18 protein-coding genes are annotated in these 16071 nt (G+C 66.5%); 6 read left to right on the top strand and 12 right to left on the bottom strand.

The genetic code is table 11. The features are described 5' to 3' along the window. Positions 1-82 precede the first annotated feature (82 nt). The 7 genes from MKL11_RS27845 to gap form a co-directional block, all read right to left on the bottom strand. A complete protein-coding gene (locus MKL11_RS27845; protein ID WP_243949524.1) occupies positions 83-1105 on the bottom strand; it encodes a tetratricopeptide repeat protein in 1023 nt (340 codons plus the stop codon). Beyond that, positions 1102-1746 carry a thiamine phosphate synthase gene (locus MKL11_RS27850; RefSeq protein WP_243949528.1) on the bottom strand — a complete coding sequence of 215 codons (645 nt, stop codon included), beginning with the start codon at positions 1744-1746 and terminating at the stop codon, positions 1102-1104. The genes MKL11_RS27845 and MKL11_RS27850 overlap by 4 nt, the downstream gene beginning before the upstream one ends. A 16-nt stretch (positions 1747-1762) precedes the next feature. Beyond that, positions 1763-2833 carry a class II fructose-bisphosphate aldolase gene (gene fba, locus MKL11_RS27855; RefSeq protein ID WP_243949532.1) on the bottom strand — a complete coding sequence of 357 codons (1071 nt, stop codon included), beginning with the start codon at positions 2831-2833 and terminating at the stop codon, positions 1763-1765. 165 nt (positions 2834-2998) lie between these two features. Next, a complete protein-coding gene (locus MKL11_RS27860; protein WP_243949534.1) occupies positions 2999-3235 on the bottom strand; it encodes a hypothetical protein in 237 nt (78 codons plus the stop codon). A gap of 84 nt (positions 3236-3319) precedes the next feature. After that, entirely contained in the window at positions 3320-4522 is a 1203-nt protein-coding gene (locus MKL11_RS27865) for a phosphoglycerate kinase (protein WP_243949536.1), read from the bottom strand. A 15-nt stretch (positions 4523-4537) separates the two neighbouring features. Continuing rightward, on the bottom strand, positions 4538-4996 hold the full coding sequence (locus MKL11_RS27870; protein ID WP_243949544.1) for a hypothetical protein: 459 nt from the start codon (positions 4994-4996) through the stop codon (positions 4538-4540). Positions 4997-5085: 89 nt separating this feature from the next. Further along, complete coding sequence (gene gap, locus MKL11_RS27875; protein WP_243949546.1) at positions 5086-6093, bottom strand: type I glyceraldehyde-3-phosphate dehydrogenase; 1008 nt, start codon at positions 6091-6093, stop codon at positions 5086-5088. Positions 6094-6662: 569 nt separating this feature from the next. Between gap and MKL11_RS27880 the strand changes: the two genes are divergently transcribed. Beyond that, on the top strand, positions 6663-6953 hold the full coding sequence (locus tag MKL11_RS27880) for a DUF4164 family protein (RefSeq protein ID WP_243949548.1): 291 nt from the start codon (positions 6663-6665) through the stop codon (positions 6951-6953). 43 nt (positions 6954-6996) lie between these two features. Continuing rightward, entirely contained in the window at positions 6997-7392 is a 396-nt protein-coding gene (locus MKL11_RS27885) for a cell division protein ZapA (protein WP_243949550.1), read from the top strand. Positions 7393-7519: 127 nt separating this feature from the next. Here the strand turns inward: MKL11_RS27885 and MKL11_RS27890 are convergent, their stop codons facing one another. From MKL11_RS27890 to madL, 5 genes are all read right to left on the bottom strand, one after another. Beyond that, positions 7520-8272 carry a hypothetical protein gene (locus tag MKL11_RS27890; protein ID WP_243949552.1) on the bottom strand — a complete coding sequence of 251 codons (753 nt, stop codon included), beginning with the start codon at positions 8270-8272 and terminating at the stop codon, positions 7520-7522. Next, positions 8262-9893 carry an RNA-directed DNA polymerase gene (locus MKL11_RS27895; protein ID WP_243949555.1) on the bottom strand — a complete coding sequence of 544 codons (1632 nt, stop codon included), beginning with the start codon at positions 9891-9893 and terminating at the stop codon, positions 8262-8264. The genes MKL11_RS27890 and MKL11_RS27895 overlap by 11 nt, the downstream gene beginning before the upstream one ends. Positions 9894-10091: 198 nt before the next feature. After that, positions 10092-10763 carry a GntR family transcriptional regulator gene (locus tag MKL11_RS27900; protein WP_243949557.1) on the bottom strand — a complete coding sequence of 224 codons (672 nt, stop codon included), beginning with the start codon at positions 10761-10763 and terminating at the stop codon, positions 10092-10094. Positions 10764-10847: 84 nt separating this feature from the next. After that, the gene (madM, locus tag MKL11_RS27905; RefSeq protein ID WP_243949609.1) at positions 10848-11612 is read right to left on the bottom strand and encodes a malonate transporter subunit MadM; all 765 of its coding nucleotides are present in this window, start codon (positions 11610-11612) and stop codon (positions 10848-10850) included. Between the two features lie 23 nt (positions 11613-11635). Next, a complete protein-coding gene (gene madL, locus MKL11_RS27910) occupies positions 11636-12073 on the bottom strand; it encodes a malonate transporter subunit MadL (protein WP_243949559.1) in 438 nt (145 codons plus the stop codon). Positions 12074-12298: 225 nt separating this feature from the next. Here madL and mdcA point away from each other — a divergent pair, with 225 nt between their 5' ends. The 4 genes from mdcA to mdcE all read left to right on the top strand — a co-directional run bounded on the left by mdcA (position 12299) and on the right by mdcE (position 16040). Continuing rightward, positions 12299-13945, top strand: coding sequence for a malonate decarboxylase subunit alpha (gene mdcA, locus MKL11_RS27915; protein WP_243949561.1), 1647 nt, complete (start codon positions 12299-12301; stop codon positions 13943-13945). Between the two features lie 148 nt (positions 13946-14093). Further along, positions 14094-14402, top strand: a complete 309-nt coding sequence (mdcC, locus tag MKL11_RS27920; protein WP_243949563.1) for a malonate decarboxylase acyl carrier protein — start codon at positions 14094-14096, stop codon at positions 14400-14402. A 2-nt stretch (positions 14403-14404) separates the two neighbouring features. Beyond that, on the top strand, positions 14405-15334 hold the full coding sequence (locus MKL11_RS27925) for a biotin-independent malonate decarboxylase subunit beta (protein ID WP_243949565.1): 930 nt from the start codon (positions 14405-14407) through the stop codon (positions 15332-15334). Beyond that, positions 15321-16040: a biotin-independent malonate decarboxylase subunit gamma gene (mdcE, locus tag MKL11_RS27930; RefSeq protein ID WP_243949567.1), complete on the top strand. Its 720-nt coding sequence runs from the start codon at positions 15321-15323 to the stop codon at positions 16038-16040. The genes MKL11_RS27925 and mdcE overlap by 14 nt, the downstream gene beginning before the upstream one ends. Positions 16041-16071 lie beyond the last annotated feature (31 nt).

Genomic DNA, 16071 nt, shown 5'->3' on the forward strand with positions numbered 1-16071 from the left:
ATCAACGGCTTCTCGGGATGAGGGCGGGGTGGGAGAGACATGGCCTCGCCGCAGTCTGGCGCCGTCTGTCTCAGAGTTGCCGCTACCGCTGCTCGCTGCGCTCATTGGCCAGCCGCTCGGCGCGGGTGCGCTCGTCGCCGGAGAGCCCCGACAGGGTCTGGTCGAGCCAGGCGTCGGACAGGCCCTGCGCGGCGGCGGCGAGGTTCCAGGCCGCGGCCTCGATCGGGTTCTTGGCGACGCCGCGTCCGACCGCGTAGAGCCGCGCGACCCGGTTCTGCGCGATGGCGTTGCCGCGCGAGGCCGCGTGCAGGAAGTAGCGGGCGGCCGAGCGCTCGTCCTTGGTCACGCCGTTGCCGTTGAACAGCAGGATCGCGTACTCGACCTCGCTGGCGAGGTCGCCGTTATCAGCCCCGCGCCGGAACCACTGGGCCGCCTGGCTGGCATCCTTCGGGACGCCGCGGCCCTGAAGATAGAGCACGCCGAGATCGTGCTGGGCCGGGCCGATCTCGGCATCGGCGGCCTTGCGGAACTGCGCGGCGGCCGCGGCCTCGTCGGCGGAGGCGCCGGTGCCGATCAGGATCAGCCCCAGATTGTAGGCGGCCGTGGCCGAGCCGTTGGCGGTGGCCTGTTCCAGCCAGCGCCGGCCGGCCTTGGGGTCCTTGGCCATGCCACGCCCGTCGAGCGCCATCAGGCCCAGCGACGACATCGCGGCGGCGTCGTTCTGTGCGGCGGCGAGGCGGTACCACTCGGCGGCCTTCACCGGGTTCTGCTTCACGCCGAGACCCTGGTTGTACAGCTCGCCGAGCAGCGTCATCGCCGGCGCATCCTTGGGATTGGCCTCGATCCGCTTGGTCGCCTCCCGGAAGGCGGTGACGTATTGCCCGCGCTGATAGGCACCGTAGGCCAGATCCGCCGGCTGGCCATTGGCGGGCGGGACCGCGCCCCGGGAATAATTCGGCGTGTAGGGGCTCGGAAGCTCCGGCATCGCCTTCTTGTCGGCCGGGGCGGCGGTCTTGGCCGGATCGAGCGGGCTCGACGCCGCCAGCACCGGCACCGGCAGCGCGGCGGCCCAAAATACCGCGAGGCTCAGAACGCGCAGGCTCACGCGGCCTGCCCTTCGAGCAGGCGTTGCGCCTGCGCGACGGCGTCGGGCTGGGTCAGCCACAGGCCGCTCTCCAGACCGACGAACTCCGCGCCCGTGGCCGCCAACGAGGCGATCTCGTCCGCGTTCACGGCGACCGCGACGCAGGGGGTCTCGAAAATCTCGGCCCACCATTCGGCGCGCGCCAGCACCGTCTCGGCCTCGGGGGCGACGCCATCCGGATAGAGCCCACCGAACATCAGGTAATCGATGCCGGCCTCGCCCGCCTCCATGGCGCCGTGCTTGGTCTCGATGCCGCCCGCCCCAAGGATGCGCCCGTCCCGGAGGCGCTCGCGCAGGTCCTTCAGGTCGCGCGGCTTGTCGACGTGGACGCCGTCGGCGCCGCCGCGGGTCGCCACCGACACGAGGTCGCCGGCAAAGCCCGGGCAGGCCACCAGCAGGGCGGCGCCGCACCCTTGCGTGATCGGCGCAATCTGCTTCACCCGGGCGGTGAGCCCGCGCTCGTCGGTTGCGGCAAGGCGCAGGATCACCGCCGCAACCGCGCCCGCCGCGCAGGCCGCGCCGAGCGCGGCCGCGAAGGCGTCGATGCCGTCGGCATCCAGGTTGTGGGGCCCGAGGAGGGCGAGGCGCTGGGTGCTGCTCATCGGGCAGGCCGGCGCGTCAACGCGCACCGATCTTCGGGTCGAGCGAGCCGCTGGCGTAGCGCTTGGCCATCTCGGACACCGAGATCGGCCGGATCGTCGAGCCCTTGCCCGCCGTGCCGAACTCCTCGAAGCGCTGCTTGCACAGCTTGGTCATCGCATCCATGGCAGGCTTCAGGTACTTGCGCGGGTCGAACTCGGACGGGTTCTCGGTGAGCACCTTCCGGATCTGGCCGGTCATCGCCATGCGGTTGTCGGTGTCGATGTTGATCTTGCGCACGCCGTGCTTGATGCCGCGCTGGATCTCCTCCACCGGCACGCCCCAGGTCGGCTTCATCTGGCCGCCATACTGGTTGATGATGTCCTGCAGGTCCTGCGGCACCGACGAGGAACCGTGCATGACCAGGTGGGTGGTCGGCAGGCGGCGGTGGATCTCCTCGATCACGTTCATCGCCAGCACCTCGCCGTCGGGCTGGCGGGTGAACTTGTAGGCGCCATGGCTGGTGCCCATGGCCACCGCCAGCGCGTCGACCTTGGTGGCCTCGACGAACTTCACCGCCTCGTCCGGGTCGGTCAGAAGCTGGTCGTGGCTGAGCGTGCCCTCGGCACCGTGACCGTCCTCGGCCTCGCCCTGGCCGCTCTCCAGGGAGCCGAGCACGCCGAGCTCGCCTTCCACCGAGACCCCGGCCCAATGGGCCATCTTGGTGACGTTGCGGGTGATCTCGACGTTGTAAGTGTAGTCGGCCGGGGTCTTGCCGTCGGCTTTGAGCGATCCGTCCATCATCACCGAGGTGAAGCCGTACTGGATCGCGGTGGCGCACGTCGCCTCGTTGTTCCCGTGGTCGAGATGCATGCAGACCGGGATGTGCGGGTAGATCTCGACCAGGCCGTCGATCAGCTTGGCCAGCACCACGTCGTTGGCGTAGGCGCGGGCGCCGCGGCTCGCCTGCAGGATGACCGGCGCGTCGGTGGCGTCGGCCGCCGCCATGATCGCCAGGCCCTGTTCCATATTGTTCAGGTTGAACGCCGGCACGCCATATTCGTGCTCGGCCGCGTGGTCGAGGAGCTGCCGCAGGGTGATCCGTGCCATGGTCGTCTGTCTTCCCGCTTGCCGTCTGGTGGTCCGCCCGATCGCCCCCGGCGCCGGAATGCTAGTGCCGAGGCTTGAATATCGGATCCACACCCAGGCTCTAGCGTATCAACTGCGCATCATAGCATCCCGTGAACCGGTCACGACCGGTTCGAATGCTGTTGTCTACAGCGCCCGAGCCTCCGGGGCCGTGACGCGCTCCTCGACCTCGCTGACCCGCGCATCGAAATCGCCCGCGGTGGCACGCATCATCACCAGCATGCCGGCGGCGTTGCGCCGATCCTTGCGCAGGCTCGCCTCGAGCTTGTCGAAGCGCGCGAGCGTCTCGGTCCGCAATTGCGCGATGCTGCCCTGAATGCCGTTCAGGATCTCGATCGTCGCGATCTCCACATTGTCACTCATCGACTCAGGCCCCCGCCGTCCGACGCGAGGAGTATAGATAGGTCCGCGGCGGCGCGGGAGGCGCGCACGCGCGCCGCGTCAGTCTCAGCCCTTGGCCCGCAGCGCCTCGACGCCCGGCAGGGCCTTGCCCTCCAGCCATTCGAGGAAGGCGCCGCCGGCCGTCGAGACGTAGGTGAAGTCGCCGGCCACGCCCGCATGGTTGAGCGCCGCCACCGTATCGCCGCCGCCGGCGACCGAGACGAGCTGGCCGGCCTTCGTGCGCGCGGCGGCGTGCTGGGCGGCGGCCACCGTGGCGGCGTCGAAGGGGGCGAGCTCGAAGGCGCCGAGCGGGCCGTTCCAGACCAGGGTCCTGGCACCGTCGATGGCGGCGTTGATTTCGGCGACCGAGCGCGGGCCGGCATCGAGGATCATGCTGCCCTCGGGCACCGCATCCACCGGCACGGTCTCGTGCGGGGCCTGGGCCTTGAATTCCGTCGCCGCCACCGCGTCCACCGGCAGGATGATCCGACAGCCGGCCTTTTCCGCCGCCGCCAGGATGCGCAGGGCGGTCTCGGCCAGATCTTTCTCGCACAGGGACTTGCCGACCGCTTTGCCTTGCGCGTGCAGGAAGGTGTTGGCCATGCCGCCGCCGATCACCAGCGCATCGACCTTGGCGACGAGGTTTTCCAACAGATCGATCTTGGACGACACCTTGGCGCCGCCGACCAGCGCGATCACCGGGCGCTGCGGGGCTTCGAGACCCTTGGTCAGGGCCTCCAGCTCGGCCTGCATCTCGCGACCGGCGAAGGCCGGCAGGCGATGGGCCAGGCCCTCGGTCGAGGCGTGGGCGCGGTGGGCGGCGGAGAACGCCTCGTTGACGTAGACGTCACCGTTGGCCGCGAGGGCGTCGGCGAAGGCCGGGTCGTTCTTCTCCTCGCCCGCGTGGTAGCGGGTGTTCTCCAGAAGCAGGACGTCGCCATCCTTCAGCGCCGCCACCGCCCGGGCCGCATCGTCGCCGACGCAATCGGCCGCGAAGGCGACGGTGCGGCCGAGCGCCTGGCTCAGCGCCGGCACCACCGGCTCCAGAGAGTCCTTCAGCTCGCGCTTGCCCTTGGGCCGACCGAAATGCGCCAGCAGGATCACCCTGGCGCCCGTATCGGCGACCTCCCGGATGGTCGGGGCGACGCGTTCGATGCGGGTCGCGTCGGTGACGCGGCCGTTCTCCATCGGCACGTTGAGATCGACGCGCATCAGCACGCGCTTGCCCGCCAGGGCGCCGGCGTCGTCGAGGGTGAGGAAGGCGCTCATACGGTCCTGTTGCGATTACTGGGCGGTGGTGGCGGCCGGCGCCGGGATCAGACGGTCGAGGTTGAGCCGCTGCACCGCGACCATCAGCACGACGGTGAGGATCGCGGTGATCACCGCGGTCAGCACCAGCGCGCCGGTCCCCGGAAGCCGCCGGGTGCGATCGGCGAGCCCGCGCATCTCGGTGCGCAGGGCCGCGAGGTCGGATTGCCGGGCGGATTCGTTCATCCGGTTGGCGGCGGTCTCGACCTTGTCCTCGACCCGCGACAGCAGAGCTTCCGAGCGCGCGTACTTGTCCTCGATCCGCGAGCACTTGTCCTCGATGCGCGCGAGCTGGTCGATGAGGTGGCTGGCCGGCAGCCCCTGCGACGGCGGCGTGGCGACCGGAGTCGCGGCCACCGGAGGTGCGGCGGGTTTCGGCACGGGCGTCACGACAGCGCCCTGTCCGCTCGACGTGCCCTGCGAAGCGTCGGTCATCCCGGGAGAATCCCTGGTTCGAGGTGAGGTCGTCCGGTCGTCCAAGACATGCCCGCCGTCCGTCTCCGGGCCGGCGGGCGGCAGGCCGTTCAGAGGAGCTTGGCCATCGCCACGGCCGTGTCGGCCATGCGGTTCGAGAAGCCCCACTCGTTGTCGTACCACGCCAGGACGCGCACGAAGGTGCCGTCCATGACCTTGGTCTGGTCGAGGTGGAACGTCGAGGAATGCGGGTCGTGGTTGAAGTCGATCGAGACGTTCGGCTGGTCGGTTACGCCGAGCACGCCCTTGAGCGGGCCAGAGGCGGCGGCGGCCTTGACCGCGTCGTTGATCTCCTGGACCGAGGTGGCGCGCTTGGCCGTGAACACCAGGTCCACCGCCGAGACGTTCGGGGTCGGCACGCGGATCGACGTGCCGTCGAGCTTGCCCTTCAGCTCCGGCAGCACGAGGCCCACCGCCTTGGCGGCGCCGGTGGTGGTCGGGATCATGGAGAGCGCAGCGGCACGGGCCCGGTAGAGGTCCTTGTGCATCTGGTCCAGCGACGGCTGGTCGTTGGTGTAGGAGTGGATCGTGGTCATGAAGCCGCGCTCGATGCCCACCGCCGCGTTGAGCACCTGGGCGATCGGCGCCAGGCAGTTGGTGGTGCAGGAGGCGTTCGACACCACGAGGTGCTCGGCGGTGAGCTTGTCGTGGTTGACGCCGTAGACCACGGTCAGGTCGGCGCCGTCGGCCGGGGCCGACACCAGGACGCGCTTGGCGCCGGCCTCGAGATGGGCCTTGGCCTTGTCCTTGGACGTGAAGATGCCGGTGCATTCCAGCGCGATGTCGACGCCGAGATCCCGGTGCGGCAGCTCGGCCGGGTTGCGCACGGCCGTGACCTTGATGCGCCGGCCGTTGACCACCAGGAACTCGCCGTCCACCGCGACCTCGCCGGGGAACCGGCCGTGCACGGAATCGAAGCGGAGCAGGTGGGCGTTGGTCTCCACCGGGCCGAGATCGTTGATCGCCACGACCTCGATGTCGGTCCGGCCGGCTTCCGCGATGGCGCGCAGGACGTTGCGACCGATGCGTCCGAACCCGTTGATGGCAACCTTCGTCACGGCGTGACTCCTTCCTGATGCGGCTCACCGCGCGCCGGACCGGTGGGGACGATCCTCGGGACGGTCTCGGCTGGCCCGCCTCCAGGCCGACCGGGCCGGGCGGATCTGGGCGGGCGGGTTTGAACCTGCGATGAACCGCGCCGCGCGAGGCCGGGCTCCGCTGCCCTCACGCGTCGGGTCCGACGGTGGCGGCGGGGGCGCCTCGGGATCGTCACGGACCGGCCATCCGGCATGTCTCTTGCGGCCCCTTTCGGGAGCGCGCGGCTGTCTAACATGGCGTCTCCACCTGTCAAACGCACGCGCGTGACAAACATGGGGGTCTCCCACATCCAATAAACAGGCGCGTGCGGCGGCGATTGCTGAGCCGCACGGGTTGCAGCCCGTTCATTCGACGGACGCGCTCGCGCCGAACCGGCATCCGATGCGGAGGCGCGCGCTCCGGCGGACGCGGACCGCCATTTCGGACTGGAATTCGAGGCGCAACCGGCCGAAACTTGCACCCCGGAAGCATCCTCGTATCCCGAGAGCCGGCCACCCGTTCCGGGACGATGCGCGGCGAGCGGAGCCCCATGGCCGACGACAGCACAGAGACGACGCGCCCGATCGACGACGCCTTCGCCCGGCTTGACGCCGCGCTGGCCCGCCTGGACGCCGTGGTGGCCCGACGCCTGGAGGCCGACGCCGCGCCCGACGACCGGGATGCCGAGCTGGCGCTGATGGACGAGGACCGGGCGCGCCTCGCCGCCGCCCTCGACGCGGCCAGCGCGCATCTCGCCGATGTCGAGGCCACGACCGGCGTGGTCGGCCACAGGCTCGACCGCGCGATCGAGACGGTGCAGGGCGTGCTCGGCCGCGCCTGACCGGTTTTTTGTTTCTACGCCCCGCCGCCCCTCGGAGCGCTCCTTGCCCCAGATCAACGTGACCATCGACGGAAAGCTCTACCGCATGGCCTGCGGCGCCGGCGAGGAGGCCCATCTCACCGGGCTGGCCGAGAGCTTCGGGACGCGCATCGGCGAGATGCGCCAGAGTTTTGGCGAGATCGGCGACATGCGCCTGCAGGTGATGGCCGCCCTGACCATCGCCGACGAGCTGGCCGAGCTGCGGACCCGCTTCGCCGCCCTGGAGGCCGAGACCGCCGAACTGCGCAAGACCGCCGAGGCCGCCGAGCGCAGCCGCGCGGAGGACGCCGCCCGCGCCGCCGATGGGATCGGGCGGGCGGCCGAGCGGATCGGGAAGCTGGCGGATTCGCTTGGGGGGAGTGGGGTAGGGAAGGGTGGGGTGGCTCGGGAGGTAGTGTGAGGGTGGACCTTGAACGACCGGGCATAATAAAATCTTTAAAAACAAGATCGGACAATGGAGGTATTCTGTTGAGATGCTATCTCAATTTGATGCTATGAATAGCAAAATTTTATATAATTTTCCTATACTATCTTCGACTGATTTCTTGCGCTGTAGCCGACCGCAGGAGTTCGACGAGCTCAATTCGATTCAGTCGAGCCGATGCAGATCGTATCAAATACTCATATTCAATCATAAGCGCCGAATTTCTGCGTGGATTAAGAAGCAATATTTTCGACCAAATAGGATCATTGTTTTCAACTGATTTGGCATATTTGAGTAGCCAATACATCAGTACCTGCCGGAAATCGCTAGATCTGAAATTATCTTCGGTATGTTTGACTTCTATAAGCACGGAGCCAATTGCAAAGTCACCCCGGCCCGAAGCTATCCACCCAAGGCCCGGAATGAGCGGCCCATGCTCCAAAGGTATGCCGGGACGCTGCATTTGTAAGCTCGTTAGCATCGCAATCAGATTAGATGCAGCATGGTCGGCAGCTGCGATATCGAATTCACTCAGCTTTTCAGGTATTAGAGCATCGTAATGCCGCTTCTGGCGGAATGAAGCCACCTTAAGGCATTCGTCCCAACCATAAGATCCCGTCCCGCGCAACGACGCTTCGGCACGAGCAACAGACAACTCAAACAGCATGGCTTTTCGAATTTGAACGTTGCTGATGAGCTCATCTGAAACAGGATCAATATCGTCAAAGGAAAACATTCTTTTGTTGAGCGATCTGACTAACCCGCCAGTCAACCTTGGAAACAGAACATCGAGAACACCTGGAATATCTCGTGCTACGGTTCGCGGATCTCTCCTGGGAAGACGACTAAACGGCATTGTGAGCCCATTCCTCGTAGCAGGAGGCGAAGCTGAGCTTTTTATCGCTCTCAATGCCAAGTCGCCAAGATTCGATTAGTGAACCGCGCAATTGAGTCCTCATCTTGGAGCCCTCGTCTCCAAATGCTTCGGCTGCAAGCCACAGCATTCGCTGCTCATCTGGCGTCAGATTGAACCATTGGTTACGTAATCGAGTAAAATTTGCTCGGTCTTTCCAATATCTCCAGCAATCGATACATGCGCGCCTGACAGCGGGAGACGATGTCCGATCATAGGTTTGCCTAACGAAGGCCCCTCGAATTTCCGTTCGCGTGAAACGAATAGCACGCAAATAATGCAGAATATTAGCTTCTGGAACCAAAAGATGAGCGGCTTTAGCTGGTATCTGATCAAGCAAATTATCCAAAATCGGAAAAATAGTTTCAAATTCAGACCCGGAGCGAACAGCGTAAACTCCACGCATAATCTTCGACCAAGATGCTCTAAATGCATCTAGATTATTTGGGTCCAAGAGAGTGACGCACAACTGCTTTGCTACCTTGGGTTCTTGAAACTTTAGTGCTCGGCCGATCTGTGCGACAACAAAAGCGTCAGGATGAGATTTTTCGATCTCAAGATCCAACAAAAATGAGATATTTATTGATTCAAATGACATTTTTAATTTGTGATATTCTGCTCTGGCGTTGTCAGAATAGGGGTCGAAGTGTAGATCCAACTCGCGAAGCGCGGAACTCGCGTCATCTCCTTCACCTAGTTGAACTGCGATAAAATCTTTATAATGCTTGGCACTTAAAAAAGTTGTTTTGCTTCGATTTAGCGATAACCCATAATCTGCAAGGGCGTGCGACAATACCGATAGTGCTTTGTAGCCTTCTTGCTGAGAACTACAGATTAGGGTGAAATCATCCACATAGCGATGCCATATAATGCCTGCATCGGAGAGAGATCGATCGATCGGGGTCATCATGACTTCGGCCAGCACGCGAGCGCATTGCCCGCCAACCGGTAGGCCAAACGAACGGCCGGCCGCCAGTTTACTCAAGATGCGGTCGATCTGCATTGCTATTGTCGAATTATCTGGCGCCAAATCTTTTATAATATTCTCAAGCCTATGATGATAGATGTGCTCATAAAAACTTGCGATATCGGTTTGAATGACAATACCGTCTTCTTTTGTTAGTGCATGCTCGTTTATCGTAGCCTCTTTATATGTGCGCCAAGATATTTTGCGATCGAAAAAATCTAGTCCCTCGCCGCCGAGTCGATAGGAGTGTACGCGCGAGCTTCGATTGCGTTCATTAGCCTCGGCGATTGCTAGCCCGAGGCCGTTTAAATAGAGATTCCAAAATGGGTGCATTCTAGCAGTGATGCGAAAGCCATGTGATCCCGAAGGAACTAGGAGTCGTTCGGACGCGACATTTAATCCATTCATGAACGCGACTGGTTTTCCAACAATACCGGCTTCTATTTCTCGAAATAAGGCGATGCAAATACTTGAAAGATTTTCAGCTTTGTCTTTGATAAACGCCGCATCTATATCGTAAGGTAATGTGTCATTCTCGCCGCTTTGTCCAATTTCTAAAGCCGCACGGAAGAAATGATTTTTAGTTACTTCAAACATGCCAATCGTGCGCCCCACCAAAAGTCCGGCCGGCGCTGTTGTACTGCAAGCATTAGTCGAAGCCACTCTTAAAGTTTGACGGTGCGTGATCGGTCGCGAGCGGCGAAGGCACCACTGAAAGAACCCACGGTCAGCGAATAGCAGCCGTGGGGGCGATCAGATCAGGACAATACCGGACACAGACGTCCCACTGTCCCCTCAACCAACCGTCTCCGAAATATACCGCCCCAAAGCCGCCGCCGCCCGCAGCATATGCGCCCGCATCCGCCGGGCGGCCAGCTCGCCGTCGCCCTCGGCGATGGCGGCCAGAATCTCGCCGTGCTCGTCCCAGGACCGGCGGATCCGGTCGGCGTGGCGGAGCTGGGTCCGGCGGAAGGCGGCCAGGCGCTCGCGGATCGCCAGGGCCTGCTCGGCCATGAAGCCGTTATGGGTCGCCGCGTAGAGCGACTCGTGGAAGGCGCGGTTGAGCCGGTCGTAGGCGTCGACGTCCCCGGCCTCCACGACGGCGGCGGAATCCGCGTGGAGGTCCATCAGCCGGCCGCGCTCCAGCGGCGTCATCCGGTAGGTCGCGAGCCGGGCGCAGAGCGCCTCGATCTCCGCGGTGGTCTCGAACATGTCGGCGATGCGCTCCGGCGTCAGCCGGGCCACCACCACGCCCCGGCGGGGCCGGACCTCGACCAGCCCCGAGGCCGCGAGCTGGCGCAGGGCCTCCCGCACCGGGGTACGCGAGGCGCCGTAGCGCTGGGCGAGGTTCTGCTCGTCGAGCGCCGTGCCGGCCGAGAGCTCGCCGGAGGTGATCGCGTCGGTCAGGGCGTTGCGGATCCGGTCCGAGAGCAGCCCGCTGTCGATCGTCTGGATTTCGCCGTGCATCCGCTGGTCCCGCGCCCCTTCAGATCGGGCGCGCTCGCCGACGCCGAACCGGTATCCCCCGCGGCGGCGAGCGCTCCGGAACGCTCAACCGACCAGCGCCCGCACCGTCAAGTAGAAGATCGAGGGACCGACCAGGCAGCCGATCCCGGTGTGGAAGGTCGCGGTGAGCGCCCCGTAGGGCACCAGCTTCGGGTCGGTGGCCGCGAGCCCGCCCGCGACCCCGCTCACCGTCCCCATCAGCCCGCCATAGGCCATGGCCGAGCGCGGGTTGTCGAGGCCGATCAGCTTGGCGACCAGCGGCGTGCCGACCATCACCATCACGGCCTTGGTCACCCCGGTGGCGATGGACAGCGCCATGACGGTGGAATCCGCCCCGATCGCCGCGCCGGTGACCGGGCCGACGATGTAGGTGATCGCCCCCGCCCCGATGGTCGTGATCGAGACCGCATCGTGGTAGCCGAACGCCACCGCGGTGAGCGTGCCGACGATGAACGGGATGATCGTGCCGAGCGCCAGCGCCAGCACGCCGATCAGCCCGGCGCGGCGCGCCTCGGTCACGTCGACCTCGAAGGCGGTGGCGACGATCGCGAAATCGCGCAGCATCGCCCCGCCCATCAGGCCGATCCCGGCCAGCGCCGGGATGTCGGCGATGCCCTTCTTGCCGCCGGTATAGAGCCCGCCGACATAGGCGAGCACCAGGCCCAGCACGATCGCGATGGCCGAGCCGTGAACGCGGCCGTTCGTGAAGCGTTTGGCAGCGAGGTTCGAGACCAGGATCAGGGCGCCGACCACCGCGAAGGCCGCCACCAGGCTCTGCTCGACGAAGACGTGCTCGATGCCGTGCCAGATGTAATGTCCGAGTTCCATGGCGCTCACCCCTGCTTCCCGGCCGGCACCGGATCGGCGTCGCCGCCGATCACCGATCCGCCATGCTCGACCTCCGGGCTCCCCGGGTCGCGCCGGCCGATCCGGCTCAGGAGCGCCACGGCGCCGAAGCACAGGACCAGGGAGCCGGTGGCCGCGATGATCACGATCGGGCCGCCGCTCACCGCCGCGACCACGTTCTGCTGGGCCGCCATGGCGACCACGATCGGGATGTACATGCCGGCCCAGAACTCGACGCCGAACTGGATGCCCTTGGTCAGGCCGCCCCGGCGGGACAGCCAGAGCCGGGCCACGATCAGCAGGATCATGGCGATGCCGACGCCGCCGACATTGGCCTTCACCCCCAGCGCGACGCCGAGGAGATCGCCGAGATACACGCCGATCAGCGTGCACGCGGCCAGGAGGGCGACACCCAGGACGATCATCGGCGTTGCCCTCCCGCGGCACCGGTTGCGGCGCGCTGCGGCGCCCGTCTCGACGCGCTCGACATGGAGCGTTTCCTTCCCGAATCAGCCAGGTGCTGGTTTTCGTCTAGTATGCAGGATATTGACACTTCAGCAATCCCGTATACGAAACCGTGAATAAATACGCTTTGAAAATGCCAAGCGGCGGGCATATCCTGCGTCTTGCATACCATAGGAGACAGTCGGATGACCGAGTGGCGCGGCGAGAGGCAGGCCCGCGATGCCCGCATCCAGGCGGGTCGCGCCCAGGCCGACGGCAAGGTCGTGCCGGCCGCCGCCGTGGTCGACCTCTTGGAGGCGGTGCTCCGCCCCGGCGACCGGGTCTGCCTGGAGGGCGACAACCAGAAGCAGGCGGATTGCCTGGCGCGGGGGCTCGCCGCCTGCGATCCGGGCAAGATCCACGACCTGCACATGGTCCAGTCGGGCATCGTCCTGCCGGAGCATCTCGACGTGTTCGAGACCGGCATCGCCAAGCGGCTCGACTATTCCTATTCCGGCCCGCAGGGCGCCCGCATCGCCAAGATGCTGTACGGCGGCCAGATCCAGCTCGGCGCGGTGCATACCTACCTCGAGCTGTTCGCCCGCTACTTCGTGGATCTCACGCCCCACGTCGCGCTGATCGCCGGCGTCTCGGCCGACCGCGACGGCAACCTCTATACCGGCCCCAACACCGAGGATACGCCCACCGTCGTGGAGGCCACGGCCTTCAAGAACGGCGTGGTCATCGCCCAGGTGAACCAGATCGTCGACAAGGTCCCGCGGGTCGACATCCCGGGCGACCGGGTCGATTTCGTGGTCGAGGCCGACACGCCGTTCTACGTCGAGCCCCTGTTCACCCGCGACCCGGCGGCGATGACCGAGACCCAGATCCTGATAGCCATGATGGCGATCAAGGGCATCTATGCCGAGTACGGCATCCGCCGGCTCAACCACGGGATCGGTTTCGGCACCGCCGCGATCGAGCTGCTGCTGCCGACCTACGGCGAGAAGCTCGGGCTCAAGGGCCAGATCTGCACCCACTGGGCGCTCAACCCGCACCCGACCCTGATCCCGGCGATCGAATCCGGCTGGGTCAAACAGGTCCATTGCTTCGGCTCGGAAGTCGGCATGGACCGCTACATCCGGGAGCGCCCCGACATCTTCTTCACCGGCGCCGACGGCTCCCTGCGCTCGAACCGGGCCTTCTGCCAGACCGCCGGGCTCTACGCCTGCGACATGTTCATCGGCGCGACCCTCCAGATCGACCTGATGGGCCATTCCTCGACCATCACGCAGTCGCGGGTGGCGGGCTTCGGCGGGGCGCCCAACATGGGCTCCGACCCGCATGGCCGCCGCCACCCCTCCGATGCCTGGATGAAGGCCGGCCGGGAAGGCCAGATCGTCGGCGATCCCGCGCTGATGCGCGGTCGCAAGCTGGTGGTGCAACTGGTCGAGACCTTCGGCGAGAAGCTGGTCCCGACCTTCGTAGAGAAGCTGGATGCCCTGGAGCTGGCGAAGAAGATCGGGCTCGAGCTGGCGCCGGTGATGATCTACGCCGACGACGTCACCCACATCGTCACCGAGGAGGGCATCGCCAACCTCCTGCTGTGCCGCGACGCGGACGAGCGCGAGCAGGCGATCCGCGGGGTCGCCGGCTACACCGAGGTCGGCCGCGGCCGGGACCGCGCCAAGGTCGAGGAATTGCGCGCCCGCGGGGTCATCCGCCGGCCCGAGGATCTCGGCATCGAGCCCCTCGACGCCGACCGGTCGCTGCTCGCGGCCAAGTCGATCAAGGATCTCGTGCACTGGTCGGGCGGCCTCTACGAGCCGCCCGCGAAGTTCCGAAACTGGTAGATCGATCACGATATTTCCCCTCCCCCTTGCGGGGAGGGGTCAGGGGTGGGGGTGGTGCAGAGCCAACCGGCCCGGTGCCTCCTGAACCACCCCCACCTCCATCGCCTCCCCGCAAGGGGGAGGAGAGGCGCTCGCAAGGAACAGTCGGATGGAATCCCTGACCTTCCGCCACACCACGAAAAAACCGCTGCCCGGCTCGGTGCCGAACGCCATCACCGGCGTGGTGGCGTCGGGCAATCTGGAGATCCTGCTGGAGCGGGTGCTGCCGCCGGATGCCTGCGAGGTCGCGATCGCGACGCCGGTCGCCGGCTACGGCGCCGTCTGGGAAGCGGTGGTGGCGGATTTCGTCGCCCGCGCCCAGCCCGGCGGCCTGCGCATCAGCATCAATGACGGCGGCGCCCGTCCCGACACCGTATCCCTGCGCCTGCTCCAGGGCGCCCGGCTGATGGAGGCCTGACCATGGCTGGCGCACCCGCCGCGAGCACCGACCCGGACGCCCTGAGCTGGTACGAGGCCACCGCCCGCCAGCGGGTGGTGGCGCTCGCCGATCCCGGCAGCTTTCAGGAATTCCTGCCGCCCACCGAGCGGCGGATGAGCCCGCACCTGCCGCTGTTCGACCTGCCGCGGGCCTTCGACGACGGCATCGTGGTCGGCCGCGCCGCCCTCGACGGCAGGACGGTGCTGATCGCCGCCCAGGAGGGCCGGTTCATGGGCGGCGCCTTCGGGGAGATCCACGGGGCGAAGCTCGTCGGCCTCCTGCGCGCCGCGCTCACCCTGAAGCCGGCGGCGGTGCTGATCCTGTTCGATACCGGCGGCGTCCGGCTGCAGGAGGCCAATGCCGGCGAGACTGCCATCGCCGAGACCATGCGGGCGATCGTCGACGTCCGGGCGGCCGGGATCCCGGTGATCGGGCTGATCGGCGGCCGGGCGGGCTGCTACGGCGGCGGCGGCCTGATCGCCGGCACCTGCTCGCGGCTCGCGGTGTCGGAGGGCGGCCGGATCTCGGTGTCGGGCCCCGAGGTGATCGAGACCAACAAGGGCGCCGAAGAGTTCGATTCGCGCGACCGGGCGCTGGTCTGGCGCACCATGGGCGGCAAGCACCGGCGGCTGATCGGCGGGGCCGATGCCTTCTGCGCCGACACCGTGTCGGCCTTCCGGCAGGCGGCGCTGGACCTGATCGGCCGGGCGCCCGCCTTCGACCTCGCGACCCTGGAGGCCGAGCAGGCCCGGCTCGAATCGCGGATCGAACGCTTCGGCGATTGCCGGGACGCCACCGATGTGTGGGCGCGGCTCGGCGTCAACGATCCGGAGGCGGTGCCCGCCATGGACACGCGCGCCTTCGACGAGACCGTGTCCCGGGTGAGGGAGGCCGATCATGACGCTCGCTGAGATCCTGGCCGGGGTTTTTCCGCAGGGCCATTCCGTCACCGTGCGCGACGGCCTCGTGACCGGGGGCTGCCCGTTCGCGGGCGATAAAACGCTTCACGTCGTCGGGGTCGACGGCGACACGCCCCTCGGGGTCGACGGGGCGCTCGTCCTGTCCCGCGCCGTGCTCGACGCGGTCCGGGCCGGCGACAAGGCGCCGATCCTGGTGGTGGTCGATTCCGACAGCCAGCGCATGAGCCGGCGCGACGAGCTGCTGGGGCTCAACGAGTGCCTGGCCCATCTCGCCAAGGCGCTGCTGCTCGCCGACCGCTCCGGTCACCCGACGATCGGGCTGATCTACGGCCACTCGGCCGCCGGCGCCTTCATCGCCACCGCGCTCGCGACCCGGGTGCTCGCCGCGCTGCCCGGTGCCAACCCGAGCGTGATGGACCTGCCCTCGGTGGCCCGCGTCACCAAGCTGCCCCTGGACAAGCTGCAGGAAATGGCAAAGTCGACGCCGGTCTTCGCCCCCGGGCTCGACAACATGGTGGCGACCGGGGCAGTCCACGTCGTGCTGGATCCGGCCAAGCCGCTCGACGGCCAGATCCGCGACCTGATCGCCGACCTCCAGCCCGGCGACGACCGCGACCGCCTCGGGGAAGAGCGCGGGGGACGGCCGGTGGCGCGCGGGATCGGCGAGGCGGTGATCGCACATGCCGGGCGCTTGTAGGCGCTTTGCCGGCTGATCTCGATGACCCGCG

It is taken from the genome of Methylobacterium sp. J-077 (assembly GCF_022829365.1).
Classification (GTDB): domain Bacteria; phylum Pseudomonadota; class Alphaproteobacteria; order Rhizobiales; family Beijerinckiaceae; genus Methylobacterium.

What these genes read in the sequence shown, in the direction of transcription:
- MKL11_RS27850 (WP_243949528.1), bottom strand. Translation starts at nt 1,746, where the DNA reads ATGAGCAGCACCCAGCGCCTCGCCCTCCTCGGGCCCCACAACCTGGAT.
- fba (WP_243949532.1), bottom strand. Translation starts at nt 2,833, where the DNA reads ATGGCACGGATCACCCTGCGGCAGCTCCTCGACCACGCGGCCGAGCAC.
- MKL11_RS27860 (WP_243949534.1), bottom strand. Translation starts at nt 3,235, where the DNA reads ATGAGTGACAATGTGGAGATCGCGACGATCGAGATCCTGAACGGCATT.
- MKL11_RS27865 (WP_243949536.1), bottom strand. Translation starts at nt 4,522, where the DNA reads ATGAGCGCCTTCCTCACCCTCGACGACGCCGGCGCCCTGGCGGGCAAG.
- MKL11_RS27870 (WP_243949544.1), bottom strand. Translation starts at nt 4,996, where the DNA reads ATGACCGACGCTTCGCAGGGCACGTCGAGCGGACAGGGCGCTGTCGTG.
- MKL11_RS27880 (WP_243949548.1), top strand. Translation starts at nt 6,663, where the DNA reads ATGGCCGACGACAGCACAGAGACGACGCGCCCGATCGACGACGCCTTC.
- MKL11_RS27890 (WP_243949552.1), bottom strand. Translation starts at nt 8,272, where the DNA reads ATGCCGTTTAGTCGTCTTCCCAGGAGAGATCCGCGAACCGTAGCACGA.
- MKL11_RS27895 (WP_243949555.1), bottom strand. Translation starts at nt 9,893, where the DNA reads ATGTTTGAAGTAACTAAAAATCATTTCTTCCGTGCGGCTTTAGAAATT.
- MKL11_RS27900 (WP_243949557.1), bottom strand. Translation starts at nt 10,763, where the DNA reads ATGCACGGCGAAATCCAGACGATCGACAGCGGGCTGCTCTCGGACCGG.
- madL (WP_243949559.1), bottom strand. Translation starts at nt 12,073, where the DNA reads ATGATCGTCCTGGGTGTCGCCCTCCTGGCCGCGTGCACGCTGATCGGC.
- mdcA (WP_243949561.1), top strand. Translation starts at nt 12,299, where the DNA reads ATGACCGAGTGGCGCGGCGAGAGGCAGGCCCGCGATGCCCGCATCCAG.
- mdcC (WP_243949563.1), top strand. Translation starts at nt 14,094, where the DNA reads ATGGAATCCCTGACCTTCCGCCACACCACGAAAAAACCGCTGCCCGGC.
- MKL11_RS27925 (WP_243949565.1), top strand. Translation starts at nt 14,405, where the DNA reads ATGGCTGGCGCACCCGCCGCGAGCACCGACCCGGACGCCCTGAGCTGG.
- mdcE (WP_243949567.1), top strand. Translation starts at nt 15,321, where the DNA reads ATGACGCTCGCTGAGATCCTGGCCGGGGTTTTTCCGCAGGGCCATTCC.